The following is a 25,473-nucleotide window of genomic DNA, read 5'->3' on the forward strand; positions in this document are numbered from 1 at the left end:
GTAATAACACACTGGAAGCTGCCAGCCCCTACTCAAAACGGATTATAATTCTCCGTGCGCGTAAAGCTAATATATCCAGCACTGACCCCTTGTCGCCAACCAGCCCCGAGACGAATTGGCGCAACCACTGTATGACCGGATTTTAGATAATTCACACCCACCCCACCAATCACGTATAGACTACCTTCAACCCCGGGAAATCGCTGAAATAACGCTGCTTCACTGGGCAAATGATAAACAAGAATAAACACCTTCGCTATATTCACACCTAAATCAAATCCAATTGATGGGCCTTGCCAAAATACTGGTAAATTTTGCGTGCGGCGCGTTGTTAATTTACCGCGACCATAGCGCACCCCAATTCCCAGCGCCGCACCAAATTCCTCACCGGCAATATAGCCATTCGGCTCACCTTGCTCACGAAATAATTGCTGCACCGCCAACGCCAACTGTTGCACACTCTGCCCAAAAACCCCCTCGACCTGATTCAAAATTTCCTGCTGACTAAAGGTCTCCCGCGTCGCCGGTGTCGTCGCCACATTGCCACCCGAACCGCCAGCCTGACCGCTGCTCGGTGTGCTCCGAGGATCATAGGGATCATACGCTTGCACCGGCGGAGCGCCCGTTTGACTTGTTGAATCATAGGGTTGCGCCTGCACGCAGCCGCCGAGAACCACAATCCAGAACCAACTTGCAGCAATCCGTCGTCTCATCGCGTTTTCCTCTTGCTCAACGTTTTACACTGTTAGCACACCGGCATCGGGCAAATCAGTCTAGGCATCCGGCGCACAAGCGGCAAGCAACAGCCGATTAAGCGAGTTTTTAGGTCGCGCTTTCGGTAGACTTTGCGTTCAACCTACCGCGTTCAACCGGAGCACGTCATCATCATGCACCGCACCAGCGGCCTCCTGCTTCATCCGACTTCGCTGCCAAGCCCCTACGGGATTGGTGATCTGGGGCCAAGCGCCTACCGCTTCGTCGATTTTCTCGCCGCCGCAGGGCAGGGTCTGTGGCAGATGTTGCCGCTGGGGCCGACCGGTTATCGTGACTCGCCCTATCAATGCACCTCGGCTTTTGCCGCCAATCCGCTGCTGATTAGCCCAGATGCGTTGTTGGAGTGCGGCTGGCTCCAAACCTCTGATTTAGATGAGCGACCAGAGTTTCCCGATGATTCGGTTGAATTTGGCATCGTCGCACCCTGGAAAACGCGGCTGCTCGAATTAGCTTGGGCTGGTTTTAATGAACGCGCTAATGAAGCAGATCGCACGCTCTATACCCAATTTTGCGCCCGCGAAGCGTTTTGGCTGGATGATTATGCGCTCTATCACGCTCTGAAAACCTACCATGCTTTGCGCCCGTGGACAGACTGGGAGCCAGCGTTAGCCCAGCGCAAACGCGCAACGCTGAATAAATGGATCAAACGCCATGATGCTGAAATCGAATTGCAGCGTTTTATTCAATACGTATTCCATCGTCAATGGTCAGATCTACGCACTTATGCGCATGCACGCGGCGTGCGATTGATTGGCGATATTCCGATTTTTGTCGCCCATGATTCCAGCGAAGTCTGGACGCATCCCGATTGGTTTGAACTCGACGCCCACGGCCATCCGACGGTAATTGCTGGAGTGCCACCCGATTATTTCAGCGCCACCGGTCAGCGTTGGGGTAATCCACTCTATCGCTGGCCAGTGTTAGCCGCAGATGGGTATCGCTTCTGGATTGAACGACTGCGCCGGGCGCTTGAATTAGTTGATTTAGTGCGCATTGACCATTTTCGCGGCTTTGCTGGCTATTGGGAAATTCCCGCAACCGAAGAAACCGCCATCAATGGCCGCTGGGTACCCGGGCCAGGTTTGGAATTATTTCACGCCCTCCGCAATGCGTTAGGTGAGAATTTACCTTTAATTGCGGAAGATCTCGGCGTCATTACCGAAGATGTCGAAACTTTGCGCGATACGCTGGCATTACCCGGCATGGCGGTGCTGCAATTCGGCTTTGAAGATTTAGCAGACGGCTTTGGAAATTCATCGTTTTTGCCGCATCAACATCGCCGCGCATTAGCTGTTTATACCGGAACGCATGATAATAATACGCTGCTCGGCTGGTGGGCAGAACGCACTGAACCATTACGGGCGCACGTGTTGGCTTATCTCAATAGCGATGGCGCGGCGGTTAATTGGGATGTGATTCGAGCAGCATTGGGATCAGTTGCCGATTTAGCGCTATTTCCGATGCAAGATGTGCTCAATCTTGGCGCAGATGCCTGCATGAATCACCCGGGCACAGCAGAGGGAAATTGGCTCTGGCGCTATCGTGCTGAACAGCTTGATGCGTCAGCAGCAGAACGCTTATTGCGATTAAGTCGATTATATGGGCGGCGGCCGTTTGATCCAGCTTAAAATAACAGATCATACGCAATTATAATAATATCTATAACGCTCGTGGAATTTTTCTACGAGCTTTTCTTGTGGGTGCAAGAGAGATGATGCGTGTTAACCTGTGTTAACGAAATCACATCAGCGAATTAAATCCATTCACAACACCCCCCCACCCGCAATCAACGCCGTCGCCCGATTCAGCCAGTGCGCGAGAAAATCAGGAATCGCCAATCCGAGCCACAACACCAGCCCCAGATGTACAAACACCGGCAGTAGATTCGCCGTGACTGGTGCCTGACCGTCGGGCGCGGTGCCATACACCATCGGATGCAGATGGCGAAATAATCCAGCAAACGCAATCGCCAGTCCGCTCAACAGCACCAGCGTCAACCACGGATGCGTCTGCATCGTCGCCGTTAATAACAAAAATTCGCTGGTAAAGACCCCAAACGGCGGAAAACCAGCAATCGCCACCACGCCAAATAGTAGCGACCAGCCAATCGTCGGCTGGGTGCGGATTAAGCCGCGAATCCGCTCAATCGACTGGGTGCCGGCCAAATGGGTCGCGTGCCCGACGGTGACGAAGATCGCCGATTTGGTGAGCGAATGCACCAGCATGTGCAGCAATGCGCCGAAGGTGGCCAGTGGCCCGCCGAGTCCAAACGCAAAGGTCATCAACCCCATGTGCTCAATCGACGAATAGCTAAACAGCCGCTTGATGTCGCGCTGACGGTGCAGAAATAGCGCCGCAACCATGAATGACACCAGTCCAAAACCCATCAGCAGCGCCCCGGCCAGATGCGGCGTATCGGTCGCAGCCAGCGAGCCATCAACCAGCATTTTGAGCCGCACCACAGCATAGAGCGCGACATTGAGCAACAGCCCCGAAAGCACCGCTGACATCGGCGTTGGCCCTTCAGAATGGGCGTCGGGGAGCCATTGGTGCATTGGCACTAAACCCACTTTGGTGCCATAACCGACCAGCAGAAACACAAAGGCAATCCGCATCACCGTCGGATCGAGCGCGGCGGCGTGCGCGTGGAGCACACTCCACGTTAGACCGGCTTCGGTGTCAGCGAGTACCAGTTGCGCGGCAAAATAGGTTAGCACCGTGCCGAACAGCGCCAGCGCAATGCCGACGCCACAGAGAATGAAATATTTCCACGCCGCCTCGACCGCTTCCGGCGTGCGATAGAGCGAGACTAAGAGCACAGTCGCCAGCGTTGCGCCCTCGACCGCCACCCAGAGCACGCCGAGATTATCGGTCGTCAACGCCACCAGCATCGTCAGCATGAACGCCTGATAGAGGCTGTGATACAGGCGCAGATTGAGCACGCTGATGCGGCCACTGGCCTGCACATACTGCATGTAGGGCCGTGAAAAAATCGCCGTGGTCAGCCCAACAAAAGCGGTCAGCACAATCAGATAGACATTGAAGGCATCGACGCGAAAGCCTAGTCCGGCGATCACCTCGACCTGTGCGACCGTCCACGCCAACCACAGCGAACCGAGTAGCGTCAGGCCAGAAACCGCCAGATTGAGCCAACCTGCTGGCGCGAGCGCCCGCACCAGAAACAGCGCGAGTCCGCCGATTAAGGGCGTCAGCAATGTGAGGAGCAGGGCGGTCATCAGTTTAGAATCTAGGGAGGAGCTTTGTGACCAAAACTAGACAGGATTAACAAGATTAATCAGGATAAACAGGATGGATAAAAACTTATAAATAATCCTGTCAATCCTGCGTCATCCTGTTAATCCTGTCGATTAATAAGCGGTTCGTCGATCACGACTCAACCTCCGTCAACCGATTGAGCCGATCCACATCGAGCGAATCAATACTTTCACGGATCTGAAAGAAAAACACGCCAAACAGCACCATCGCCACCAGCAGATCAAAAGCCACGCCCAATTCAACTACCAGCGGCATTCCAGCGGTCGCCGAGACCGCCGCCAAAAACAGCCCATTTTCCATCGACATAAACCCCAGCACCTGCGCCACCGCTTGCTGACGAAATACCATCATCAGCAACCCAATCAGCACCAGCGCCAAACTCACAGCGATGATATTGCGCGTAAATGCCTGTCCTTGTTCGACCATCGGCAACACCAGCCAATAGCTAAAAATCACCAGCGCCACTCCCGCCATCACCACCAGCGCCGGATGCCGTAGCCGTTCGGTGTGTCGCTCCAACCCTAGCCGCCGCACCAGCCGATGCAGCATCCACGGAATCAGCAGCGCCTTGAGCGCCAGCGTGAGAACCGCCGAAAAATACAGATGCTCAACTGCACCCGCTACCGCTACGGTCAGCGTCACCGCCGCCACCAATGCGCCTTGCCACGCGAACACATGAATCGCGGCGACTAAGCGCATTTGCGCCAACAGTACGAATGACAGAAATAGCGCCAGCGCCGCCAATAGCACGACGAATTGTTGCAACAGCGGCAGCAGTGCCAGACTCACGCGCCGACCTCCAAAATCACATGACTCAGCAGTCCCAAGAGACCGAGCAGCAGCGCTAAATTCAAAAATCCGGGCACCCGAAACAGCCGCATCTTTGCCGTCACAGTTTCGCCCACTGCCAGCGCCGCGCCCAAGAGCGCCAGCTTGACCACCACCGCGATCAACCCCAGCGCCAGCGCCGTCGGCGTGAACGCGGTGGCAATGCCCCAGGGCAAAAACACGTTGACCAGCAACACGCCATAGAGCAACAGCTTGATCCAGGCCGCCCACTCCATCAGCGCCAAATAGCGTCCGGTGTATTCGAGCAACATCGCCTCGTGAACCATCGTCAGTTCCAGATGCGTCGCCGGATTGTCAATAGGAATGCGCCCGCATTCGGCCAGCGCCACCAGCACCAGTGCGCCAAAAGCAAATAGATAGGACGGACGCAGCAAAAAACCGTCAGTTAGATGATGCTCCATCACCCCGACCAGACTGGTGCTGTGCGCAGTCATGGCCAACGTAAATACCGCCATCAGCAACGCCGGTTCCGCCAGTGCTGAGATCAGCATTTCACGCGATGCGCCCATCCCGCCGAACGCGGTGCCGACATCCATGCCAGCCAGCGCGAGAAAAAACCGCGCTAACGCCAATAACCCCACCAGCACGATGATGTCGGCGATGCCCGCCGTTGGCAGATCGAGCGCGATCAAGGGCACAGTCACACAGGCCAACCAGGTCGCAACAAAGACGATATAGGGCGCGACGCGAAACAGCGGCGAGGCGGTATGCGCGACTCGCGTGTCTTTTGTCAGCAATTTGCGCAGATCGGCATAGGGCTGGAGCAGCGGCGCACCGCGTCGGTTCTGAAGCCACGCCTTGACCTTGCGCACCCAACCGACCAGCAGCGGGGCCAGCGCGACAGCGAGCAGAGCTTGGAGCAAGGCAAGCAGCCAGACGATCATAGTGCGATGATCCAAAGCAAAACCAGCAAGGTCATCAGCGTCCAGCCGAGATAGACCCGAACGCTCCCCGATTGCAACCGCGCCACCTGACGTGATGCGCTATCAACCGTCCGCGCCAGCGGTAAATACAACCAACCCCAGGTGCGATCCGTGATTTTGAGTCGATAGCGCGTCACACCATCCGCGCCGGTCTCCTGCGCTTCGTCGATCACAAACAGCAGCGCAAACACGCGCCGAATCGGTTGCGCAAAAGAAGCAGCCGTGTATTGCATTCGAGGTGTCGGCGGGGCAAAACCGCAATCCCAGGGATCACAGCGGCGCACCCGCCATGAGGTGCGGCGTCTGAACCAGAGGATCGCCGCACCCGCAATCAGCGCCAGCAGCAGAATCGTCAGCGGGGCGCTATAGCTCGCAGTCTCGGCTGAGATCGGCGTCAGCCACAGCCAGCCGCCGGCATCGGCTTGCGGCACACCGTTGCCCAACAGTTGCACCGCGATTGGATCAAGCAGGCTGAGAATCTGCGTTGGCAGCACACCAAACAGCACACAGAATGCCGCCAATAATCCTTGACCAACCCACATGCCACGCGGCGAGGGGCGAGCACGGCGTACATGCCGTGAGCGAGCCTGACCTAAAAAGGCGATGCCGTAGACCTTGACAAAGGTCGCGGCCACCAGTGCGCCGGTGAGCGCCAGCACTGCTGAGGCAATCGGCACCAAACTGCGCAGCACACCGCTGTCGAGATTCCAAGCTTGCAGCGCCGCTTGAAAAATCAGCCATTCCGAGACAAAACCGTTGAACGGCGGCAGCGCCGAGATTGACAAACAGCCGATCAAAAAGAACGATCCCGTCCAGGGCATCCGCCGCAACAGCCCGCCCATTTGATCGAGATCGCGTTCATGGGTGCTATGCAAAATCGCGCCCGCGCCCAAAAATAGCAGCGATTTAAACAGCGCATGATTGAGCGCGTGATAGAGCGCCGCCACCAGTGCGAGCGCGGCCAGATTCGAATGCGCCGTTGCTTGAAACAGTAGCGCCAAGCCGAGCGCAATAAAAATAATCCCCAGATTCTCCACCGACGAATAGGCCAGCAGCCGCTTGAGATCAGTTTGCATCAGCGCAAACAGCACCCCAACCAATGCCGACAGCCCGCCGATGCCAATCAGCGCCACGCCCCACGACCAATGCACCGCGCCGTTGAGATCGAACACCACGCGGATAAAGCCATACACAGCGACCTTGAGCATCACCCCCGACATCAGCGCCGAGATATGCGAGGGCGCAACCGGATGCGCTTCCGGCAACCAAGCATGGAGCGGCACCAGCCCAGCTTTCATGCCAAATCCGAGCAATGCCAGCGCGAAGGCAACCCCGGCCCACAGCGGCGAGAGTTCAGCGGCCCGCAGGCTGGCGAAATCAAAACCGCCGCCAAATCCGGCCAGCACGCCGAAACCAAGCAGGATTGCCAAGCCGCCGATATGCGCCATGAGCAAATAGAGAAAAGCCGCCCGCCGATTCGCCGCCTGTTCATGCTGAAAGGCGACGAGAAAATAGGACGCCAGCGACATCAGCTCCCACGCGACCATGAATACAAAGGCATCATCGGCGAGCACCACCAGCAGCATTCCGGCTAAAAACAGCCCGCTAAACCCGCCCAGTGCCGTGAGTGAGTCGCGCCCGCGCTCAAAATCGCGCACATAATCACGGCCATAAAAGCCAACCGCCGTAGTCACCAGACCGATGAGGACGAGAAACACCGCTGCGAGCGGATCGAGCCGCACATGCCAGGGCAGCCAGGGCAGACCCAGCGGCAAAATGGCGCTGGCGCTGGTTCCGGCACTCAGCGTCCACAACCCCGCCACCAAGGCCATCGCGCCCGCCATCCCCAGCAGCGGCACCGCCCCGCGACGGAGCAGACGCGGCCGCCGTCCGGCCAGCGGCGCGACCGCAGCCGAGGCCAGCGCCAGTAGCACGGCGAACAGAGCTAATGACAGGGATGGATCAGCGATCATGTGCAGGAAGCGGGCGCAAGAGGCCGGGGAATGCTTGCATTGGTCGAAGTTTATAGGATAATCAAACGATAATCCAATGCGAAAGCAATGCGTATCTGGTTATCATTTCATGCGCATCACAGGCGCATTATTTGGGTATTGAATCTGGTATGGAAAATCGCACGGCACGTCTAACAGTCCTGATTGATCCGCGCAAAAAGCAGATTTTTGAGGAAATTTGCGCACAACAGGATCTGAACGCCTCACAAGTGATCCGTAAACTGATGCGTCAATACATCATCGAACATGCCGGAAGCCGCGAGCTACCCGACTGGCTGACCAGCGGTAGCGTTAAGGCCGAAGATAAGCCGTTGTAAATTGCGCTGACACATAACAGCCGCGAGTAACTGAGTAGGTGATGAGGTATTGACGTATATCAGTTGTCGAAATTGTTCGATTTTATGATAATTTATGAGGAAATTCGGCGGTTTTACGCATCAACGATGACGTAAAACGTTGTTTTAAATCATATAAACTTTTTGTTAGCAGTCTGAGCAGTTACGAACTGAATATACTGTTTTTCTTCGTGTCCTTTGTGCCTTTGCGGTTCACAAAAACGCCCCTACACGCAACTCTTTCTTGACCATGTACGCTACGCAATCTAGGTATCAACGATGGCCTTGATCGTCCAAAAATACGGCGGAACCTCAGTCGGGAGCATCGAGCGCATTCAGGCCGTCGCCGAGCGCGTCAAACGCTGGCGCGAGCAGGGCGATCAGGTGGTCGTCGTGGTCTCGGCCATGTCCGGCGAAACTGACCGCCTGCTCACGCTCGCCCGTCAGCTCCAAGCACGCCCCGAGCCGCGTGAACTCGACGTGTTGCTCTCTACCGGCGAGCAAGTCACTATCGCGCTCTTGAGCATGGCGTTAGCCGCCAGCGGCTGTCCGGCACGCTCCTACACCGGTGCCCAAGTTCACATTCTGACCGACAGCGCCCACAATAAAGCGCGTATCCGCGACATCGACGCCGCCCGCGTGCGGGCCGATCTCGACGCCGGGCGTGTGGTCGTCATCGCCGGTTTTCAGGGCATCGATGAACAGGGCGATATCACCACCCTCGGACGTGGCGGCTCAGATACCTCAGCCGTGGCCATTGCCGCCGCGCTCCAAGCCGATGAATGCCAGATTTACACCGATGTCGATGGCGTCTACACCACTGACCCGCGTGTCGAACCGAAGGCACGCAAGCTCGACCGTATCACCTTTGAAGAAATGCTGGAGATGGCCAGTCTCGGCTCCAAAGTGTTGCAGATTCGCTCGGTCGAATTTGCCGGAAAATATCGCGTTCCCTTGCGCGTGCTCTCCAGCTTTGAGGACGGCGCAGGCACATTGATTAGTTTTGAGGATAACGCTGTGGAAGACGCCAAGATTTCGGGAATCGCCTTCAGCCGTGATGAAGCCAAGCTGACCGTGCTTGGCGTGCCAGATCAACCCGGCGTGGCGCATCGCATTCTCGGCCCCATCGCCGAGGCCAATATTGAAGTCGATATGATCGTGCAAAACGTCGGCGCGGACGGCTCTACCACCGATTTCACCTTCACCGTTCACCGCAACGACTACGCCCAAGCACTCGACATCCTGCAACACATCGCAACCGATCTCAGCGCCCGCCACGTCACCGGCGATACCGCCATTGTCAAACTCTCGCTCGTCGGCGTCGGGATGCGCAGTCATGCCGGCATCGCCAGCCAGATGTTTGCCAGCTTGGCGAAAGAAGGCATCAACATCCGCATGATTTCCACCTCCGAGATCAAGATTTCCGTCGTCATCGATGAGAAATATCTGGAACTCGGTGTGCGCACCCTACACGAAGCTTTTGGGCTGGATCGCGCCCCAGCCGCCGCTGCCTAACATCCAGAGCGTTGCGTTGCGGTCGATAGACGATGACCGTTCGTCGAAAATCGCCGAACGCAACGCTTGTTTTTGCAAAATCAAGCTAAATTTTCATTGCAGCGGGGTCTTGCACTATGGATATCCCGTTGAAGTTGGTAGAATGGCGGACACGAAATCTGGCCGATAACGTCAGATTTAGGCGTGGTTCAACCCCAATGCGGGTGCGGTCGGTACAGCCGAACCAGATGAATCATTAAATCAATTCATGTACTTCGGATTAGGGATCGAATAGGGAGACCGAAACCAATGTTGATTTTAACTCGCCGGGTTGGCGAAACGCTGATGATCGGTGATGAAGTGACAGTAACCGTTCTCGGCGTCAAGGGTAATCAGGTTCGGATCGGCGTCAATGCACCTCGCGATGTCGCCGTGCATCGCGAGGAGATCTATGAGCGCATCAAGCGCGAACAGGCGGGCGTTGGTCAAGATGCACCGATCATGAGCCAGCCCGCTTACGACTGATTGAAAACCTTTGCAAGTTCGGCCGGGTGTGCTAAGATGCCCGGCCTGTTTGATGATTTAGACCAATTCAACGCCGCGCCCTGCTGTGTTGAAGTCCCTCCGGAGAGATGGCCGAGTGGCTGAAGGCGCTCCCCTGCTAAGGGAGTATAGGCTAAACCCCTATCGAGGGTTCGAATCCCTCTCTCTCCGCCAATCTAATCAGTTAGATTGGCGCTAAAACAGCACCGCGTTTACTCAACTCACCCCCCTTTCACCGCCTCAATCCCCTTGTGCGGAATAAACAACCCGCACCCCAGCGCCCGATGCGGCCCAAGTCCCTCGCATTGCAGGCGTACTGACTCCTCGCGTGTCAGCCCTGCTAACATCAGCGCCCGCGCTCGCACTGGCCCATCTGGGGTATATAGCGTCATCGTTTTACCGCACAACGCTTTGCGTACCTGAATATTGAGCGCACGTAGCGTGTCGGCAGTCGCTTCGAGAAAACGTGACTCATCGCTAAAGCGTTCGGCGTCGGCGTTTGCGTCGGCGGCCACATAACGCGCAAAAATCGTCGTTTCCTGACTCAAAGGCTTCGGCTTGGCTGCGCCGATTTGCAATGATTGACCACGAATATCCAGTTGTTGCCCCGACAGCCGCGCCACCAAATCCTCAACACGCGCTGTCGGAACACGAATCATCAACTTGGTGCGCCGCGAGACCATAATCAGCGCCTCGGGTGAATGCGCCGGACGCTCCCAGCCGTTTTGCGATCCGGCGACATGAATGGTATGCACACCTAAGCGCGGCTCATCGTCGCACCAGGGCAGCAGCGCCCGCACCGCCTGTGAGAGCGCATAGGCATGATCGACCGGCAGACATTTGCAGGTGATCGTAAACAACACATCAACGATGTCATGCGCTACCAGCGGGATATCCGGCTCGTTTTCGTTCCAAAACATGGTTTTGTGTTCCCCCATCGCTCAATACGGCAACCGCTGCTGCAACGCCTCGCGGTCGAACCACCAGTCATCCTGCACCAGCACATCGACGACATTCCGCAGGCGCACTAAGAACTTCTCCGGCTCTTTCAGCTCCAAGCGTTCCATCCAGTGATCGAGCTGTTCGGCAGTTTCAATGTGACTGTGCCGCCGCGCCACCGTGCCGAGTAACTGGGTCGTGAAAAACATCAGATCCTCGCGCTGGCGTCCCTCGGCGCGGACATCGGCCAAAAACAGCGCCGTCGTCGCCGCCACCGCTGCGCCATCGGCATCATCGGGCGTTTCGTCGATCACATGGTTGAGCAGTTCGATGGTCAATTCGGGATCAATCGGGCAGGTGACGGCCAACCAGATCCCCTGACCGAGCGCGGCGACCGAACCCGGCTGTTCGGCTTGAAACAACACATCGCAGGCATCGGCGGCAGACTCAAATTGATCCCATTCGATGAAATGATCGAACGCCGTTCGCGCCAGCGGCCACGCCTCCGCGCCACGTTCCAATCCAACCAGGGTGCGAGCGACCTGTAAGCGTAGATCGGCTAATTCATGGGCCGAACCGCTGCCGTGTTCCAGCGCGGTGAGCCGTTCGGTGAGGACTTCCAGATGCGATTCCAGCGCCGCCAGCGCATGACTCGAATTTAAAACCGAATCGGCAGCCGTGTCCGGCAGACGGATCGCGAAAGCGTCGAAGGGATTGGTGGTGTTCATGGCGTCAAAATCCGGCTGGTCGTGGAATCGAGGTCTCAGCGCAGCAGACCGCTGAACGCCGCTTCAAGTCGGTCTTCCCAGTTCTCCGGCGTGTCGGGATAGGGCGGCTTGACATCCATGCGAAAAAACCGCTCGCCGCTCCGTGCGACGGCTTGAATCAATGGAATCAGTTCGTCGAAAGATTCGATGTCGTGGTGAGCAACCAAGATTTCGCTGAGTTTGAGCATCGCTGTGTCCGTGTAGATCGGCGGGAACGCCGTCGCACCCGCAAAGTTGGGCCGGTACGCCGTGTCGGTGTGGGAGTGAATGTGCTGGCACACTGCGCTGAAAACAACTGAAACCCATCACTGGCGCTGGTCAGGCGGTCGTCTCGTCAAAATGGCTGTGACAAAATTAGAATGTGTTAATATTAGAAATTATTGACTTTCCGGTCGAACCGCCTGTAGCATCCCCGCACAATCTAACCGCGCCTCGGATGCGCTCAGGCGAGTTGCTCGCTGAAAATAAAGCGGCTTCTATCTCAAAGGGGATAGCGCGTCGGGGAGACGCTCCCCCGAACGCGGAATGGGCAACGACCCGTTCCATCGTTACAGTGGCGCACGCCGATGGAGCGACCGGTTCGATACGCACACTGTGCTTGTCGAAACGACTGGCTTCACACAGAAACGTTACGCAGTGACCCGCCGTGTTAGCGCACCTGCTGCGGCGCGTTTATGCCGAATCTGGGCATCTTCCCAAACCATATCCTTTCCTGGTTAATCGATAGGAGAGACCGCGCAATGGCTATCGACAAGCACGCGACCCCGATGCTCGACCAACTCGAGACCGGGCCCTGGCCGAGCTTTATTTCTGGTATCAAGCGACTGCGCGACCAGCACCCGGATCAGCGCATCAATGAGGTCACGAACGACCTGCTCGGCCAGCTCGAACACTCCTACGAGACCCGCAAAGGGTATTGGAAGGGCGGCACGGTGTCGGTGTTCGGTTATGGCGGCGGCATCATTCCGCGCTTTTCGGAAGTCGGCAAAGCCTTCCCGAAATCCAAAGAATTTCACACCGTCCGCGTCCAGCCGCCAGCGGGTAATCACTACACCACCGCCATGCTGCGTCAGCTCGCTGATAGCTGGGAAAAGTACGGTTCGGGTCTGATTACCTTTCACGGTCAGACTGGCAACATCATGTTCATCGGGACGGATACCCAGAACACTCAGCAATTTTTCGACGAGATCAACGACTATGGTTGGGATCTCGGCGGCGCTGGCCCCTGCGTGCGCACGGCGATGTCTTGCGTTGGCGCAGCACGCTGCGAGATGTCCTGCACCAATGAGCTGAAAGCGCATCGGATGCTGGTCAACCGCTTTGTTGATGATGTGCATCGTCCAGCCCTACCCTATAAGTTCAAGTTCAAGGTTTCCGGCTGCCCGAACGACTGTCAGAACGCCATCGAGCGGTCTGACTTTGCGATGCTCGGCACCTGGCGCGATGACATGAAGGTCGATCAGGCTGAAGTCAAGGCGTATATCGCTGATAAAGGCCATCAGTACTATATCGACAATGTGATTACGCGCTGCCCGACGAAGGCGCTATCGCTCAATGATGATGACACGCTCACGGTCAACAACCGCGATTGTGTGCGCTGTATGCACTGCCTGAACGTGATGCCGAAGGCGCTCCATCCTGGCGATGACAAGGGCGTGACCATTCTGATCGGCGGCAAGCGTACCCTCAAAATCGGCGATCTGATGGGCACCGTCGTCGTGCCGTTCAAAAAGCTGGAGACTGAGGAAGATTACGACACGCTGGTCGAGCTGGCCGAAACCATCATCGACTTCTGGGCCGAAAACGGTCTGGAGCACGAGCGGTGCGGCGAGATGATCGAGCGTATCGGTCTGGCCAACTTCCTCGACGGCATCGGCATCGAGCCGGATCCGAACATGCTCAGTCACCCGCGCCAAAGTTCCTACATCCGCATGGATGGCTGGGACGAGGCCGCTGAGGAGTGGTTCGCCCGTCAGGCCGAAGCCGGTCGCTGAACAGCGCCGACCCCCTCGTCTTCCCCAAGAATCGAATAACTGGAGGATCAGTCCATGGCGGAAATGCGTGAGCCTATCGAATCCGGCTGTCCGGATCCCTGGCAGTACATGCACCCGGTAATGCGCAAGAATTTCGGGATGTGGAAATATCACGAACATCCGCGTCCCGGCGTGCTGCTGCATGTGGCCTACAGTGGCGACAAGATTTGGACGGTAAAAGCCGGTACCCAACGCATTCTCGATGTGTTCTCGCTGCGCAAGCTGTGCGATATCGGCGATCAGTTTGCCGATGGCTATGTGCATTTCACCCTGCGCTCGAATATCGAGTACATGGTTAGCGATGAAGCCAAAGTCCAGCCGCTGATTGATGCGCTCGAAGGTGCAGGCTTCATTGTCGGCGGTACTCAGAACTCGGTGGCGATGATTTCGCACACTCAGGGTTGGCTGCACTGCGACATCCCCGGCACCGACGCCTCGGGCGTAGTCAAGTCGATGATGGACGAACTCATCGACGAGTTCCGCAATGCGACCATGCCCAATCGCGTGCATATCACCACCTCTTGCTGCCAGATCAACTGCGGCGGTCAGGGTGACATCGCCATCAACGTCCAGCACACCAAGCCGCCGAAGATCAATCACGATCTGGTTGCGAACGTCTGCGAACGTCCGTCAGTTGTCGCCCGCTGTCCGGTGGCCGCGATTCGTCCGGCGATGGTCAATGGCAAGCCGTCGCTGGAAGTCGATGAGCGCAAGTGCATCTGCTGCGGCGCCTGCTATCCGCCCTGCCCGCCGATGCAGATCAACGATGCCGAGCATTCGAAGCTGGCCATTTGGGTCGGCGGCAATCACTCTAATGCGCGTGGTAAGCCGACCTTCCAAAAACTGGTCGCCGCTGGCATCCCGAACAATCCGCCGCGTTGGCCGGAAGCAACTGCTATCGTCAAGCGCATCCTCAAGGCCTATAAAGCTGGCGCGAAGGATTGGGAGCGCATCAACGAGTGGATCGAGCGCATCGGCTGGCCGCGCTTCTTCGAGGAAGTTGAGCTGCCGTTCACTAAGTATCACATTGATACCTGGCGCGGGGCGCGTGCGAGCTTCAACAGCTCGTCCTATATCCGCTTCTAATCGAACGACAATCCATCGCTTCGGGTCGGACGTGCGTTTCGCGCCTGTCCGACCCGGTAGCGCGATGACCTGATTTGGACATCCATGAGGTCTACATGAAGTTTGCGCTTCAGATCAATGAGGGGCCGTATCAGCATCAGGCGTCCGACTCGGCCTATCAGTTCGCCAAGGCCGCGCTGGAAAAGGATCACGAGATCTTCCGGGTCTTTTTCTACCATGATGGCGTCAACAACTCGACCCGTCTGACCACGCCGCCGCAAGATGATCGCCATATCGTCAACCGTTGGGCAGAACTGGCCGAGCAGTACAATTTGGATATGGTCGTGTGTGTCGCCGCCGCGCAGCGACGCGGCATCGTCGATGAGGGCGAGATGACCCGCAACGGCAAGGACGCGACCAACATCCATCCCAAGTTCCGCATTTCGGGACTCGGGCAACTGGTCGAGGCGGCGATTCAAGCCGACCGTCTCGTCGTCTTTGGTGACTGAGGGAGCGCCATCATGTCGGAAGTCGTGAAGAAATTCATGTACCTCAATCGCAAGGCCCCCTACGGTACGATCTATGCGTGGGAAGCCCTAGAAGTGGTGCTGATTGGCGCCGCCTTCGATCAGTACGTGTGCGTGCTGTTCCTCGATGACGGGGTTTATCAGCTCACCAAGGGTCAGGACACCAAAGGCATCGGGATGAAAAACTTCTCCCCGACCTATCGCACCCTGGGTGACTATGAGGTGCGGCGCATCTATGTTGATCGCGCTTCGCTGGAAGCACGCGGCCTAACGCAAGATGATCTGGTCGAGATCGCCTACGAGGACATGGAGACCGAAGAGGAATTCGACAACATTGTCGAGGTCATCGACTCAGCCCGCGTCAGCGAGCTGATGAACGAATCCGACGCGATCTTCAGCTTCTAAAGGGAGGGGTGAAATGAGCATTCTGCATACCGTCAACAAGTCACCCTTCGAGCGCAATGCACTCGAATCCTGTCTGAAGTTCGCCACTGCGGGCGCAAGCGTGCTGCTGTTCGAGGACGGCATCTATGCCGCCCTGACTGGCACGCAGGTCGAGTCGCAGGTCAGCGCCGCACTCGGAACGCTGAAGCTCTACGTGCTTGGCCCCGATCTGAAGGCGCGGGGGTTTGGCGATGAGCGCATTATTCCCGGGATCCGCGTGGTGGACTACGCCGGTTTCGTCGATCTGACGACCGAGTGCGACACTGTTCAGGCGTGGCTGTAATCCCGAGTTTGGGCCGCGAGTTCGCGCACACTGTTTTTAGTTTTTTGGTAATCACTTCAAGAGGAGCATCCCCCCATGGCGGATACGATTGATGTCAATGGCAAGCAACTGGCTGTCGATGAAGAAGGCTATCTGGCCAATCTCAACGAGTGGGAGCCGGAAGTGGCTTCAGTCATGGCCAAGCAAGACAACCTAGAGCTGACCGATGAGCACTGGGACATCATCAACTTCCTGCGCGAGTACTACGAGGAGTATCAGATTGCTCCCGCCGTGCGCGTCCTGACCAAAGCCGTCGGCAAGAAGCTGGGTAAGGATAAGGGCAACAGCAAGTATCTCTACGGCCTCTTCCCCTATGGCCCGGCGAAGCAGGCGTGCCGCTTTGCTGGTCTGCCGAAGCCGACCGGCTGCGTCTAAAGCGTTAGCCGCCAGTCTCCAGCGATCAGCTTCCAGCAATCAAAACTCTCTGGCTGAAAGCTGGCGACTGACGAGCGTCCGGCGTGCGTCGCTCCCGATGCGTGAGCCGCCCGCTGGATCCCATCACGTTCCACCGAGGGTGCGGAAACATGGCGTTTCTGACGAACTTCTATGCCTTCCTGTTTTATTTCGCCGCCTGTGTGCTGGTGGCGGGCTTGGCTCGCAAGATCATTCAATACGCGCTCACTCCAGCGCCGTTGAAGATCCCGACCACCCCAGCCCCGACGACGCAACGTGGAGTTGTGCTCAGGATGATGCGTGAAGTCGTCCTGTTTGAAAGCCTGTTTCGTGGCAATAAATGGACATGGATTTTTGGCTGGATGTTTCATTTCGGCCTATTCCTCGTCACGCTGCGTCATCTGCGCTATTTCATCGATCCGGTGTGGTTCCCGATTCAATTGGTTCAGCCCTTTGGCATCTATGGCGGCATTGCTATGGTCGTCGGTTTGGCTGGACTCTGGGCGCGGCGCTTTTTAGTTGACCGTGTTAAGTACATTACTTCGACTTCCGATCATTTGATTCTCGGGCTATTGGTGGCCATTGGCTGCACCGGCCTGCTGATGAAATTTGTCTTTCATGTCGATGTGGTCGAAATCAAGACGTTTTTCTTGGGACTGTACAGCTACGACATCCAGCCGCTGCCAGCCGATCCCTTGTTGCTGCTACATTTGCTGCTGGTGGCGCTGCTGATGATTATCTTCCCCTACAGCAAGCTGTTACACATGCCCGGACTGTTTTTTAGCCCGACGCGCAATCAAGTTGACAACCCCCGCGAGCAGCGTCACATCGCGCCCTGGGCCAGTAAGCTTGAACAGCGATGAGCCAGTGATGAACCAGATCATTCGAGCGCCCCAGTTGTCCGCGTATAGAGGTTGATTCATGGCTAAGGCAACGTTCAAAGTCCCAGATCTGACGCAGTACACCGAAGTACCGGCGATTCAGCCCGGCGCAATGGCGCACAGTCAGCCATTTATCGCCAAAGCGGAGTTTCAGGAGCCGCTCGGCTATCCCGGCGAGCTGGTCGAGAATTGGCAAGAACGCGCCATTGAAAAAATGGGCGAGCTGCTGGGCAAATATCGCTCACTGCGCGTTTATATGGATGCGTGCGTCAAATGCGGAGCCTGTACCGATAAATGTCATTATTTCCTCGGCACTGCTGACCCAAAAAATATGCCGGTTGGCCGTCAGGATTTAATGCGCAAGGTGTATCGGCGTTATTTCACGCTGGCCGGTAAATTATTTCCCAAGTTGGTCGGCGCTGAGGATTTCACCAAAGAAGTTCTCGATGATTGGTACAGCTATTTCCATCAGTGTTCACAGTGTCGGCGCTGTTCGGTATTTTGTCCCTATGGCATTGATACGGCTGAGATTTCGATGGCTGCCCGCGAGATCATGGATGCGATTGGCGTCGGGCAAAAGTATTGCAACGAAATCATCGGCAAGGTGTACAAGGTCGGCAACAATTTAGGTCTGCCCGGCCCGGCGCTGATTGACACGCTCGAAGGGCTGGAAGAAGACGTTTACGACGATACTGGCGTGCGAGTGCGCTATCCAATTGATCAGGAAGGCGCTGAAATTCTGCTCGTCACGCCATCGGCGGATTTCTTCGCCGAGCCGCATGTTGACGGGCTGATTGGCTACGGCAAGGTATTTCACGAAGCCGGTATTTCTTGGACACTGAGTACTCACGCCTCGGAAGCAGCCAATTTCGGCATGTTCATCGGTTCCTACGAGAACATGCACCGTGTGGCGCAGCGCATCCGTGAAGCGGCGATCAAACTCAAAGTCAAGCGCATTGTGTTCGGCGAATGTGGTCATGCGTGGCGGGTGGCATATTCATTCTTAAATACGCTGGCTGGCCCCTGGGATTTTCTCGACCCGCGCTATCCAGTACCGCAGCATATTTGCGAATTTACCTATGAGTTAATTCAGCAGGGTAAATTGAAGTTTGATAAGAGCGAAAACGATGACAAGGTCTTGACCTATCACGATTCTTGTAACGTCGCCCGCGCCTCGCGCATGGGCAACGTGCCGGGCGGACAGTTCGAGATTCCACGCGCCATTATTCGCGCCACCTGCAACAACTTCTATGACATGGACGAGGACACCATCCGCGACCGGACATTCTGTTGCGGCGGTGGCGGTGGTCTGCTGACGGATGACCTGATGGAACTGCGTGTAAAAGGCGCAAAACCGCGTCTGGATGCGCTCAACAATGTCATCCAAGAAAAGGGCGTCACCCATATGGCGGCCATCTGCGCCATCTGCAAAACGCAGTTCAGCAAGGTGTTTCCCTATTACGGCTTGGAAATGGATCAGATCATCAGTCTGCATCAACTGGTTGGCGATGCCATCGTGCTTACGCCCGGGCCAGAGGATGATGAGCCGGACGATGATGATGACGACGATTGAATCACGACGATAACGTGAAACACGAGACCGACGAGGCGGCCTGACCGGGGCCATCGCAGCGCGGCGACGCAAGCCAGAATCGAATAGCCATCGAATCTAGCCGCGTCGGCCACGCCAGATCTGATACGAATCCCCTGATCCCCGCGTCAGGGTTCAACTGGTACGGAGAACGATTGAGATGGCGACTTCCAGCGACGAGATGAAAATGAAGCCGACCTGGCGTCGATTCGAGGACGGCAACCACGTCTGGGACGACCTGACTGACAAGATCTTCAATCAAGACCGCTCTCACAAATGTCCTACCTATGTCCACAAGACGCCGCCCTGTCAGGGAAGCTGTCCGTCGGGCGAGGACATTCGCGGTTGGTTGCAGATCGTGCGCGGCATGGAACAACCGCCCAAAGGCTTAGATTGGCGCGAGTACGCCTTTCGTCGTTCCACTGACGCCAATCCGTTTCCGGCGATGATGGGGCGCGTCTGTCCGGCACCCTGTCAGGATGGCTGTAATCGCAACGAGCTGGAAGATTTCGTCGGCATCAATTCGGTTGAACAGTTTATCGGTGATACCGCGATTGCCAATGGCTACCGCTTTGATGCGCCTGAACTGGACACTGGCAAGCGGATCGCCATTGTCGGCGGCGGCCCGGCTGGTCTTGCGGCGGCCTATCAACTGCGCCGCAAGGGGCATAGCTGCACCATTTTTGAGGCTAACGACGGACTCGGCGGCATGTTCCGCTTCGGTATTCCGGGCTATCGCGTGCCGCGTGACAAGCTCGATGCCGAGATCCAGCGCATCCTCGATATGGGCCGGATTGAGGTCAAATTTAAGACCCGTATCGGCACTGATGTCACCGTTGAGCAGTTAGAGCAGGATTACGACGCGATTCTCTGGGCCATCGGCTGTCAAGCCGGTCGCGGTCTGCCGGTGCCGGGCTGGGAGGGTACGCCGAACTGTGTTAGCGGTGTGGCTTTCCTCAAAGCGTTCAACGAAGGGCGGATGAAAGTCACGGCTAGCAAGGTCGTGTGCGTCGGCGGTGGTGATACCTCGATTGACGTGGTTTCGGTTGCCCGGCGTCTCGGTCATCTCAATAAGAGCAACCCGAATGAACTGCCCGAAGCCGTGATCCGCGATGGCTATGTCGCGCATGATGCGGCCAGCGCCGCTGCCGCGCAGGGGGCGCAGGTCACGCTGACCTCGCTGTTTACCCGCGACAAGATGACGGCTTCCGAACATGAAGTCGATGACGCGACCCGCGAGGGTGTGACCATTCTCGACGGCGTGATGCCGCTGGAAGTGCTCAAAGATGCTAACGGTCGTGCGACTGGGCTGAAGGTTGCCGATTGCACCATGATCGATGGGCGTCCGACGCCGGTTGCGGGCACGGAGCGCGTGCTAGAAGCCGATCTGATTGTGTCGGCGATTGGGCAAGGCGGTGATCTCTCCGGTTTGGAGGCGCTCGACAACGGACGCGGGCTGATGGATTCCGACAAGTTCTATCAAGTTCCGGGCAAAGCTGGGCATTTTGTTGCTGGCGACATCATCCGGCCACATTTGCTGACGACGGCCATTGGTCAAGCGTGGGTCGCGGCTGATTCGATTGATGCCTATGTGATGCAGGCCGACCACAAGCGCCGTCCGAAAGTGGACGTGCATCATTTCAACCTGCTCGACAAACTCACCGAGACCCAGCTTGCGCCCGAAGCATTTGAGGTGGCAAAACTCGGCGATCTGCGCGGCACCTCTGAGGGCAACTGGGCGATTCATAATTATGAAGATCGCTCCAGTGCTGAGGTCATCCCATCTGATGAACTGTTCCTCGGGCACTTCAACTATGTAGCGCGTAATCTGCGCAAAGAAGAAGTTCCGAGCGCCGAAGACGTGCTGGGCCATTTCCACGAGCGTGTCATCGGTCTAACCGAGCAAGAGGCCATCGACGAAGCCAAACGCTGCATGAGCTGCGGGCTGTGTTTTGAGTGCGACAACTGCGTCATTTTCTGTCCGCAGGATGCCGTGTATCGCGTCGATAAATCCGAGCGCACCACCGGCCGCTATGTTGCCACTGATTATGCCAAGTGCATCGGCTGTCATATCTGCGCCGATGTGTGTCCGACTGGCTATATCAAGATGGGTCTGGGCGAGTGAGGCCCCTGGAGGCGTCGATGGCCAAAGCTGTAGTCAGAATCGGTCTCGTCGCCCTCGGGCTGGTCTGGGGGGCGTTTGCCGCTCAGGCCGCTCAGGCCGATGAAGTCAAACGCTATGTAGTCGAAGGTTCGCAGGCTGCTGAACGTTCCGCGTGCGTCGAACCAACCGAGCGGATGCGCCGGATGCACATGGAGTTTATCCAGCATCAGCGCATCGCAACGGTTCACGAGGGCATCCGCGACACGCAATACAGTCTCACGGGCTGTGTCGATTGTCATATTAGTTATGACGCAAACCGCAATCCGCGACCGATCAATCAGCCCGATCAGTTCTGTGGCGCGTGTCATCGCTATGCCGCTGTGGATCTGAACTGCTTCGACTGTCACGCCTCTGTGCCGAATCGGCCTGCTGCTGACGCCGAGGCCGCGCATCGGGCGGCAGGTGTCACGGGTGCGCCTCATGGGGGAGGGCACTAAGCTATGAACGAAGATAAGACTACCACTCCCGTTGACAGCGGTCGGCGCGGGTTTCTCGGCACAGCGGCAGGCGTGAGCGCCGCTGCGCTGGTTGCGCCCGGTGTGTTTTTGCACAGCGTTGCTGCGGCTCCGCGCACCGAAGCGGTTACGGATGCCGTGCGCTGGGGGCTGTTGATTGATACGGCGAAGTGCGCCGATGGCTGTTCGGCCTGTGTCAGCGCCTGTGAGCGTGAGAACGGCTTAGATCTACAAGAACCGCACAGCGCAACATCAAAGTGGGAGCAGCAACAGGCGGCGTGGATTCGCAAAGTGAAGCTGCAAGACAATCAGACGGGGCGGATCACCAATCTACCCATGATGTGTCAACATTGCGAAGATCCGCCGTGTGTTGATGTCTGCCCGACTGGAGCGTCGTTCAAACGCGCTGACGGTATTGTCATGGTTGACCGGCATCTATGCATCGGCTGCCGCTATTGCATGATGGCCTGTCCCTACAAGGCGCGGAGCTTTATTCATCAGCCGCTGACCGGTCAACTGACCGCTGTGCCGCGTGGCAAAGGTTGTGTCGAAAGCTGCAATCTCTGCGTACACCGCCGCGACAATGGTGAGGACTCGACGGCCTGTGTCGATGCCTGTGCTGCTGAGGGACACGGCGCAATCCTGTTCGGCGATCTCAAGGATCCCAACAGCGCCATCAGTCAGCGTCTGCGCGAGATTCCGAGTCGGCAGATCCGCGAGGATCTGGTATTGAACACGGGCGTGCGTTACGCCGGCGTCTGAATTCCTGAGTCACGGCTCAAAATGGACAGGATTAACAGGATTATGCAGGATTCACATGATGTAAATAAATCCTGAACCATCTTGTTAATCCTGTCTAATTTTCAGCATTCGCGTACCAAAGCCATAAGGTTTATCGAAATGAAACGAGTCGTCTACCGCGAATGGCGTATTGCGCCCGAGCGTTACTGGAGTCTGCTGGGCTTCTTGGCGGCCCTGATTGGGGTCGCGGCGCTCTCATTCGGCTACATGGAACACGAGGGCCACTGGGTCAGTGGCATGAATAACTCGGTGGTCTGGGGAATGCCGCATGTGTTCGCGGTGTTTCTGATCGTCGCCGCGTCTGGGGCGCTGAATATTGCGTCAATCGGCAGTGTGTTCAAAAAGCCGATTTACAAGCCACTCGGTCGGCTTTCGGGTCTGCTCGCGGTTGCCATGCTGATGGGCGGACTGCTGGTGCTGGTGATGGATCTCGGACGCCCGGAGCGGCTGATTGTCGCCATGACCAGTTATAACTTTAGCTCGATCTTTGCTTGGAATATCTTCCTGTATACCGGGTTTATGGTCATTGTTATCGCCTATCTGTGGTCGATGGCGGATCGTAAAGGCGGCCCCTTTAACTATTCAATCGGCCTGTTTGCGCTGGTGTGGCGGCTGGCGCTGACCACAGGTACTGGCTCGATCTTCGGCTTTTTGGTCGCTCGCCAAGCCTATGATGCGGCGATTCTCGGCCCGATGTTCGTGGCGCTGTCCTTTGCTTATGGACTGGCCGTGTTCATGCTGGTGCTGCTGTTCAGCTTTGACGAAGAAGGGCGACCGATTGGCCCGCGCCTGATGCGTCGGCTACGGAATCTGCTGGCGCTGTTTATCGGCGTGGCGCTGTATTTCACGCTGGTCTATCACCTAACGAATCTCTACATCGCCGAGAATGACAGCCTCGAACACTGGTTGCTGCTCAGTGGCGGTATTTACACCTTCCTGTTTTGGGTGGGCTGGATTTTGGCCGGCAGTTTGATTCCGATGTGGATTTTGTATCATCCGGTGTTAAGCCAACAACGCGACTGGATTATCGGAGCCTGTGCGCTGGTGATTGTCGGTGGATTTGCGGCGATGTACGTCATCATCATTGGCAGTCAAGCATTTCCAATGGCGCTGTTCCCGGGACATACCATCATCGAATCCGGTTTTGCGGATGGTGTCAACGGTGCAGCGGCAGCCTATTGGCCAACCATCCCCGAAATTTTACTCGGTTTGGGTGGTGTAGCGATGGCGCTCTTGATTACCGCCGTTGGCGTGCGCGTACTGCAATTCCTGCCCGAATCGCTGGCCGATGATGTGGTTGCGCCGGATGAAGAAACGCTCGACGCACCGCCGTTTGCTAAACCAGCCTGATGTCTGGTTAAAAAAACTGCAAAGGCGCAAAGCGCACAAAGTTTTTTAATAATTGAATGTCTTTGTGTCCTGTGCGCCTTTGTGGTTTAAACATGTCCCAGCTTTATATCGCAGCGCCGCAGAAATCTTCCGGCAAGACCACGCTGACGCTGGGTCTCTGTCGTGAGTTCACGCGGCGCGGTTTAGTCGTTCAGCCGTTTAAAAAAGGGCCGGATTACATCGACCCGCTGTGGCTCAGTCAGGCCGCTGGCCGCGCCTGCTTCAATCTTGATTTCCATACCATGCCTGAATCCGAAATTCGTGCGGCGGTGGCCGGCGAATTGGTTACAGCGGATTTAGGTCTCATTGAGGGCAATGTCGGGCTATTTGATAGCACGCGCCTTGATGGTGCGCATAGCAACGCGGAATTAGCCAAATTACTCGGTGCGCCTGTGGTGCTGGTGGTCAACTGTCACGGATTAGCACGCGGCATTGCGCCGCTGCTTCAGGGTTATCTGGCTTTCGATCCTGAATTAAAGATCGCCGGTGTAATTCTGAATAAGATCGGTGGCGGACGGCATGGCGAGAATTTAGTGCGCGTTGTTGAGCATTACACCGATCTGCCGGTGCTTGGGTTGTTACGTCGCGCTGATGAACTCGGCATCGACGAGCGGCATTTAGGGCTGATGCCGAGTAATGAGACCGAGGACGCCGAGACTTGGATTGAGCGCATCCGCGCCCGCATCGCCGATCAGGTTGATTTAGAGCGATTGCTTGCGATTGCTGAACGCGCCGCCACGCCACAGGCGGACGCGGAACCGACCGCCGCGCTGCAACCTGCGCCGACCGGCGATCTGGTGCGCATCGGCATCGCCCGTGACGCGGCCTTTGGCTTCTATTATCCCGACGATTTACGGGCGCTGGCCGCCGGTGGCGCGGAGTTGGTGCCCTTTAGTCCACTCACCGATCACGCTTTGCCTGATGTCGATGCGCTGTTCATCGGCGGCGGTTTTCCTGAATATCGCATGGCCGAATTAGCCGCCAATCGGCTGATGCGTCAGGCGATCCGCGAGTTCGTCGCCGAGAATAATCGCCCGTTGTATGCCGAGTGCGGCGGCCTGATGTATCTGTGCGCTGGGCTACGCTGGAACGGCGAGCGGTGCGAAATGGTCGGGGCGCTCAACGCCGAGGTCGAGATGCGCGACCGTCCTCAGGGTCGCGGCTATGTGCGACTGACTGAAACCGAGTATTTTCCCTGGCCACGTCTCGACGCGGCGGCGTCGGGCGAAATTGCCGCCCATGAATTTCATCACTCGGCGATCCTTGACCCCGATCCCGACTGGCGCTACGGCTATCGTGTACAGCGCGGCAGCGGAATCAACGGTTCACACGACGGCATTGTTCGGGGTAATCTGTTCGCCTGTTACAGCCATTTACGCGCCGTGGGCGGTAATCGCTGGACGGATCGATTTTTAGCGCAGATTCGTCGCACGCGCTGACCGCGTGCGGTTCCATTTCAACCTTGAGCCATGTCTGCTGGATGCGGTTCGAGAGGA

General features: G+C 56.9%; 25 protein-coding genes and 1 tRNA gene. 18 read left to right on the forward strand and 8 right to left on the reverse strand.

Annotated features, from left to right (window positions below; genetic code table 11):
• Positions 1 to 32 precede the first annotated feature (32 nt).
• Entirely contained in the window at positions 33 to 713 is a 681-nt protein-coding gene (locus BLW10_RS04420) for a DUF1134 domain-containing protein (RefSeq protein WP_091332591.1), read from the reverse strand.
• Between the two features lie 132 nt (positions 714 to 845).
• On the opposite strand from BLW10_RS04420, the gene malQ reads away from it, so the two are divergent.
• Positions 846 to 2,402, forward strand: a complete 1,557-nt coding sequence (gene malQ / locus BLW10_RS04425; protein WP_281241125.1) for a 4-alpha-glucanotransferase — start codon at positions 846 to 848, stop codon at positions 2,400 to 2,402.
• 135 nt (positions 2,403 to 2,537) lie between these two features.
• Here malQ and BLW10_RS04430 read toward each other — a convergent pair whose 3' ends face one another.
• The 4 genes from BLW10_RS04430 to hyfB all read right to left on the reverse strand — a co-directional run bounded on the left by BLW10_RS04430 (position 2,538) and on the right by hyfB (position 7,795).
• Positions 2,538 to 4,010 (reverse strand): hydrogenase 4 subunit F, encoded by a 1,473-nt coding sequence (locus tag BLW10_RS04430; protein WP_091332592.1) that lies wholly within the window; start codon positions 4,008 to 4,010, stop codon positions 2,538 to 2,540.
• A 151-nt stretch (positions 4,011 to 4,161) separates the two neighbouring features.
• Positions 4,162 to 4,839: a formate hydrogenlyase gene (locus BLW10_RS04435; protein ID WP_091332593.1), complete on the reverse strand. Its 678-nt coding sequence runs from the start codon at positions 4,837 to 4,839 to the stop codon at positions 4,162 to 4,164.
• Complete coding sequence (locus tag BLW10_RS04440) at positions 4,836 to 5,783, reverse strand: respiratory chain complex I subunit 1 family protein (RefSeq protein ID WP_177168977.1); 948 nt, start codon at positions 5,781 to 5,783, stop codon at positions 4,836 to 4,838. The genes BLW10_RS04435 and BLW10_RS04440 overlap by 4 nt, the downstream gene beginning before the upstream one ends.
• On the reverse strand, positions 5,780 to 7,795 hold the full coding sequence (gene hyfB / locus BLW10_RS04445; protein ID WP_091332594.1) for a hydrogenase 4 subunit B: 2,016 nt from the start codon (positions 7,793 to 7,795) through the stop codon (positions 5,780 to 5,782). Before hyfB ends, BLW10_RS04440 begins: the two co-directional genes overlap by 4 nt.
• A gap of 131 nt (positions 7,796 to 7,926) precedes the next feature.
• On the opposite strand from hyfB, the gene BLW10_RS04450 reads away from it, so the two are divergent.
• From BLW10_RS04450 to BLW10_RS04465, 4 genes are all read left to right on the forward strand, one after another.
• The gene (locus tag BLW10_RS04450; RefSeq protein ID WP_245709087.1) at positions 7,927 to 8,151 is read left to right on the forward strand and encodes a CopG family transcriptional regulator; all 225 of its coding nucleotides are present in this window, start codon (positions 7,927 to 7,929) and stop codon (positions 8,149 to 8,151) included.
• Between the two features lie 297 nt (positions 8,152 to 8,448).
• The gene (locus BLW10_RS04455) at positions 8,449 to 9,684 is read left to right on the forward strand and encodes an aspartate kinase (RefSeq protein WP_091332596.1); all 1,236 of its coding nucleotides are present in this window, start codon (positions 8,449 to 8,451) and stop codon (positions 9,682 to 9,684) included.
• 288 nt (positions 9,685 to 9,972) lie between these two features.
• Positions 9,973 to 10,188 carry a carbon storage regulator CsrA gene (gene csrA / locus BLW10_RS04460; protein WP_091332597.1) on the forward strand — a complete coding sequence of 72 codons (216 nt, stop codon included), beginning with the start codon at positions 9,973 to 9,975 and terminating at the stop codon, positions 10,186 to 10,188.
• Between the two features lie 101 nt (positions 10,189 to 10,289).
• Positions 10,290 to 10,380 (forward strand) — tRNA-Ser (locus BLW10_RS04465).
• 47 nt (positions 10,381 to 10,427) lie between these two features.
• On the opposite strand, the gene cas6 is transcribed toward BLW10_RS04465, so the two are convergent.
• The 3 genes from cas6 to BLW10_RS04480 are packed head-to-tail and all read right to left on the reverse strand — an operon-like array spanning position 10,428 to position 12,100.
• Positions 10,428 to 11,126 (reverse strand): type I-MYXAN CRISPR-associated protein Cas6/Cmx6, encoded by a 699-nt coding sequence (cas6, locus tag BLW10_RS04470; RefSeq protein WP_091332627.1) that lies wholly within the window; start codon positions 11,124 to 11,126, stop codon positions 10,428 to 10,430.
• Between the two features lie 21 nt (positions 11,127 to 11,147).
• The gene (locus BLW10_RS04475) at positions 11,148 to 11,873 is read right to left on the reverse strand and encodes a hypothetical protein (RefSeq protein ID WP_091332598.1); all 726 of its coding nucleotides are present in this window, start codon (positions 11,871 to 11,873) and stop codon (positions 11,148 to 11,150) included.
• A 35-nt stretch (positions 11,874 to 11,908) separates the two neighbouring features.
• Positions 11,909 to 12,100, reverse strand: coding sequence for a sulfur relay protein DsrC (locus BLW10_RS04480; RefSeq protein WP_091332599.1), 192 nt, complete (start codon positions 12,098 to 12,100; stop codon positions 11,909 to 11,911).
• A 552-nt stretch (positions 12,101 to 12,652) separates the two neighbouring features.
• Here BLW10_RS04480 and dsrA point away from each other — a divergent pair.
• From dsrA to BLW10_RS04545, 13 genes are all read left to right on the forward strand, one after another.
• The gene (gene dsrA, locus BLW10_RS04485; protein WP_091332600.1) at positions 12,653 to 13,906 is read left to right on the forward strand and encodes a dissimilatory-type sulfite reductase subunit alpha; all 1,254 of its coding nucleotides are present in this window, start codon (positions 12,653 to 12,655) and stop codon (positions 13,904 to 13,906) included.
• Positions 13,907 to 13,960: 54 nt separating this feature from the next.
• Positions 13,961 to 15,031, forward strand: coding sequence for a dissimilatory-type sulfite reductase subunit beta (gene dsrB / locus BLW10_RS04490; RefSeq protein ID WP_091332601.1), 1,071 nt, complete (start codon positions 13,961 to 13,963; stop codon positions 15,029 to 15,031).
• A gap of 95 nt (positions 15,032 to 15,126) precedes the next feature.
• Positions 15,127 to 15,519, forward strand: coding sequence for a sulfurtransferase complex subunit TusD (tusD, locus tag BLW10_RS04495; RefSeq protein WP_091332602.1), 393 nt, complete (start codon positions 15,127 to 15,129; stop codon positions 15,517 to 15,519).
• Between the two features lie 12 nt (positions 15,520 to 15,531).
• On the forward strand, positions 15,532 to 15,942 hold the full coding sequence (gene tusC, locus BLW10_RS04500; RefSeq protein ID WP_091332603.1) for a sulfurtransferase complex subunit TusC: 411 nt from the start codon (positions 15,532 to 15,534) through the stop codon (positions 15,940 to 15,942).
• A 13-nt stretch (positions 15,943 to 15,955) separates the two neighbouring features.
• The gene (tusB, locus tag BLW10_RS04505; RefSeq protein WP_091332604.1) at positions 15,956 to 16,264 is read left to right on the forward strand and encodes a sulfurtransferase complex subunit TusB; all 309 of its coding nucleotides are present in this window, start codon (positions 15,956 to 15,958) and stop codon (positions 16,262 to 16,264) included.
• 75 nt (positions 16,265 to 16,339) lie between these two features.
• Positions 16,340 to 16,678 carry a TusE/DsrC/DsvC family sulfur relay protein gene (locus BLW10_RS04510; RefSeq protein ID WP_091332605.1) on the forward strand — a complete coding sequence of 113 codons (339 nt, stop codon included), beginning with the start codon at positions 16,340 to 16,342 and terminating at the stop codon, positions 16,676 to 16,678.
• A gap of 149 nt (positions 16,679 to 16,827) precedes the next feature.
• The gene (locus tag BLW10_RS04515) at positions 16,828 to 17,559 is read left to right on the forward strand and encodes a respiratory nitrate reductase subunit gamma (protein WP_091332606.1); all 732 of its coding nucleotides are present in this window, start codon (positions 16,828 to 16,830) and stop codon (positions 17,557 to 17,559) included.
• Between the two features lie 58 nt (positions 17,560 to 17,617).
• Complete coding sequence (gene dsrK / locus BLW10_RS04520) at positions 17,618 to 19,150, forward strand: sulfate reduction electron transfer complex DsrMKJOP subunit DsrK (protein ID WP_091332607.1); 1,533 nt, start codon at positions 17,618 to 17,620, stop codon at positions 19,148 to 19,150.
• A gap of 178 nt (positions 19,151 to 19,328) precedes the next feature.
• Positions 19,329 to 21,293 carry an NAD(P)-binding protein gene (locus tag BLW10_RS04525; protein ID WP_091332608.1) on the forward strand — a complete coding sequence of 655 codons (1,965 nt, stop codon included), beginning with the start codon at positions 19,329 to 19,331 and terminating at the stop codon, positions 21,291 to 21,293.
• A gap of 17 nt (positions 21,294 to 21,310) precedes the next feature.
• Positions 21,311 to 21,769: a sulfur reduction protein DsrJ gene (locus BLW10_RS04530; protein ID WP_091332609.1), complete on the forward strand. Its 459-nt coding sequence runs from the start codon at positions 21,311 to 21,313 to the stop codon at positions 21,767 to 21,769.
• 3 nt (positions 21,770 to 21,772) lie between these two features.
• Positions 21,773 to 22,549, forward strand: coding sequence for a sulfate reduction electron transfer complex DsrMKJOP subunit DsrO (dsrO, locus tag BLW10_RS04535; RefSeq protein ID WP_091332610.1), 777 nt, complete (start codon positions 21,773 to 21,775; stop codon positions 22,547 to 22,549).
• Between the two features lie 138 nt (positions 22,550 to 22,687).
• Positions 22,688 to 23,938 carry an NrfD/PsrC family molybdoenzyme membrane anchor subunit gene (gene nrfD / locus BLW10_RS04540; protein WP_091332611.1) on the forward strand — a complete coding sequence of 417 codons (1,251 nt, stop codon included), beginning with the start codon at positions 22,688 to 22,690 and terminating at the stop codon, positions 23,936 to 23,938.
• A 92-nt stretch (positions 23,939 to 24,030) separates the two neighbouring features.
• Positions 24,031 to 25,416 carry a cobyrinic acid a,c-diamide synthase CobB gene (locus BLW10_RS04545; RefSeq protein WP_091332612.1) on the forward strand — a complete coding sequence of 462 codons (1,386 nt, stop codon included), beginning with the start codon at positions 24,031 to 24,033 and terminating at the stop codon, positions 25,414 to 25,416.
• Positions 25,417 to 25,473 lie beyond the last annotated feature (57 nt).

Origin of the sequence: Allochromatium warmingii, from assembly GCF_900107145.1 — a bacterium.
GTDB classification, from domain to species: Bacteria; Pseudomonadota; Gammaproteobacteria; order Chromatiales; family Chromatiaceae; genus Thermochromatium; species Thermochromatium warmingii.

Coding starts and splice junctions, on each gene's coding strand:
- dsrO (WP_091332610.1), top strand. CDS start 21,773: ATGAACGAAGATAAGACTACCACTCCCGTTGACAGCGGTCGGCGCGGG.
- dsrA (WP_091332600.1), top strand. CDS start 12,653: ATGGCTATCGACAAGCACGCGACCCCGATGCTCGACCAACTCGAGACC.
- BLW10_RS04480 (WP_091332599.1), bottom strand. CDS start 12,100: ATGCTCAAACTCAGCGAAATCTTGGTTGCTCACCACGACATCGAATCT.
- BLW10_RS04430 (WP_091332592.1), bottom strand. CDS start 4,010: ATGACCGCCCTGCTCCTCACATTGCTGACGCCCTTAATCGGCGGACTC.
- BLW10_RS04530 (WP_091332609.1), top strand. CDS start 21,311: ATGGCCAAAGCTGTAGTCAGAATCGGTCTCGTCGCCCTCGGGCTGGTC.
- BLW10_RS04510 (WP_091332605.1), top strand. CDS start 16,340: ATGGCGGATACGATTGATGTCAATGGCAAGCAACTGGCTGTCGATGAA.
- dsrB (WP_091332601.1), top strand. CDS start 13,961: ATGGCGGAAATGCGTGAGCCTATCGAATCCGGCTGTCCGGATCCCTGG.
- BLW10_RS04525 (WP_091332608.1), top strand. CDS start 19,329: ATGGCGACTTCCAGCGACGAGATGAAAATGAAGCCGACCTGGCGTCGA.
- tusB (WP_091332604.1), top strand. CDS start 15,956: ATGAGCATTCTGCATACCGTCAACAAGTCACCCTTCGAGCGCAATGCA.
- BLW10_RS04545 (WP_091332612.1), top strand. CDS start 24,031: ATGTCCCAGCTTTATATCGCAGCGCCGCAGAAATCTTCCGGCAAGACC.
- BLW10_RS04475 (WP_091332598.1), bottom strand. CDS start 11,873: ATGAACACCACCAATCCCTTCGACGCTTTCGCGATCCGTCTGCCGGAC.
- tusD (WP_091332602.1), top strand. CDS start 15,127: ATGAAGTTTGCGCTTCAGATCAATGAGGGGCCGTATCAGCATCAGGCG.
- BLW10_RS04440 (WP_177168977.1), bottom strand. CDS start 5,783: ATGATCGTCTGGCTGCTTGCCTTGCTCCAAGCTCTGCTCGCTGTCGCG.
- BLW10_RS04515 (WP_091332606.1), top strand. CDS start 16,828: ATGGCGTTTCTGACGAACTTCTATGCCTTCCTGTTTTATTTCGCCGCC.
- nrfD (WP_091332611.1), top strand. CDS start 22,688: ATGAAACGAGTCGTCTACCGCGAATGGCGTATTGCGCCCGAGCGTTAC.
- BLW10_RS04420 (WP_091332591.1), bottom strand. CDS start 713: ATGAGACGACGGATTGCTGCAAGTTGGTTCTGGATTGTGGTTCTCGGC.
- csrA (WP_091332597.1), top strand. CDS start 9,973: ATGTTGATTTTAACTCGCCGGGTTGGCGAAACGCTGATGATCGGTGAT.
- BLW10_RS04455 (WP_091332596.1), top strand. CDS start 8,449: ATGGCCTTGATCGTCCAAAAATACGGCGGAACCTCAGTCGGGAGCATC.
- cas6 (WP_091332627.1), bottom strand. CDS start 11,126: ATGTTTTGGAACGAAAACGAGCCGGATATCCCGCTGGTAGCGCATGAC.
- dsrK (WP_091332607.1), top strand. CDS start 17,618: ATGGCTAAGGCAACGTTCAAAGTCCCAGATCTGACGCAGTACACCGAA.
- tusC (WP_091332603.1), top strand. CDS start 15,532: ATGTCGGAAGTCGTGAAGAAATTCATGTACCTCAATCGCAAGGCCCCC.
- hyfB (WP_091332594.1), bottom strand. CDS start 7,795: ATGATCGCTGATCCATCCCTGTCATTAGCTCTGTTCGCCGTGCTACTG.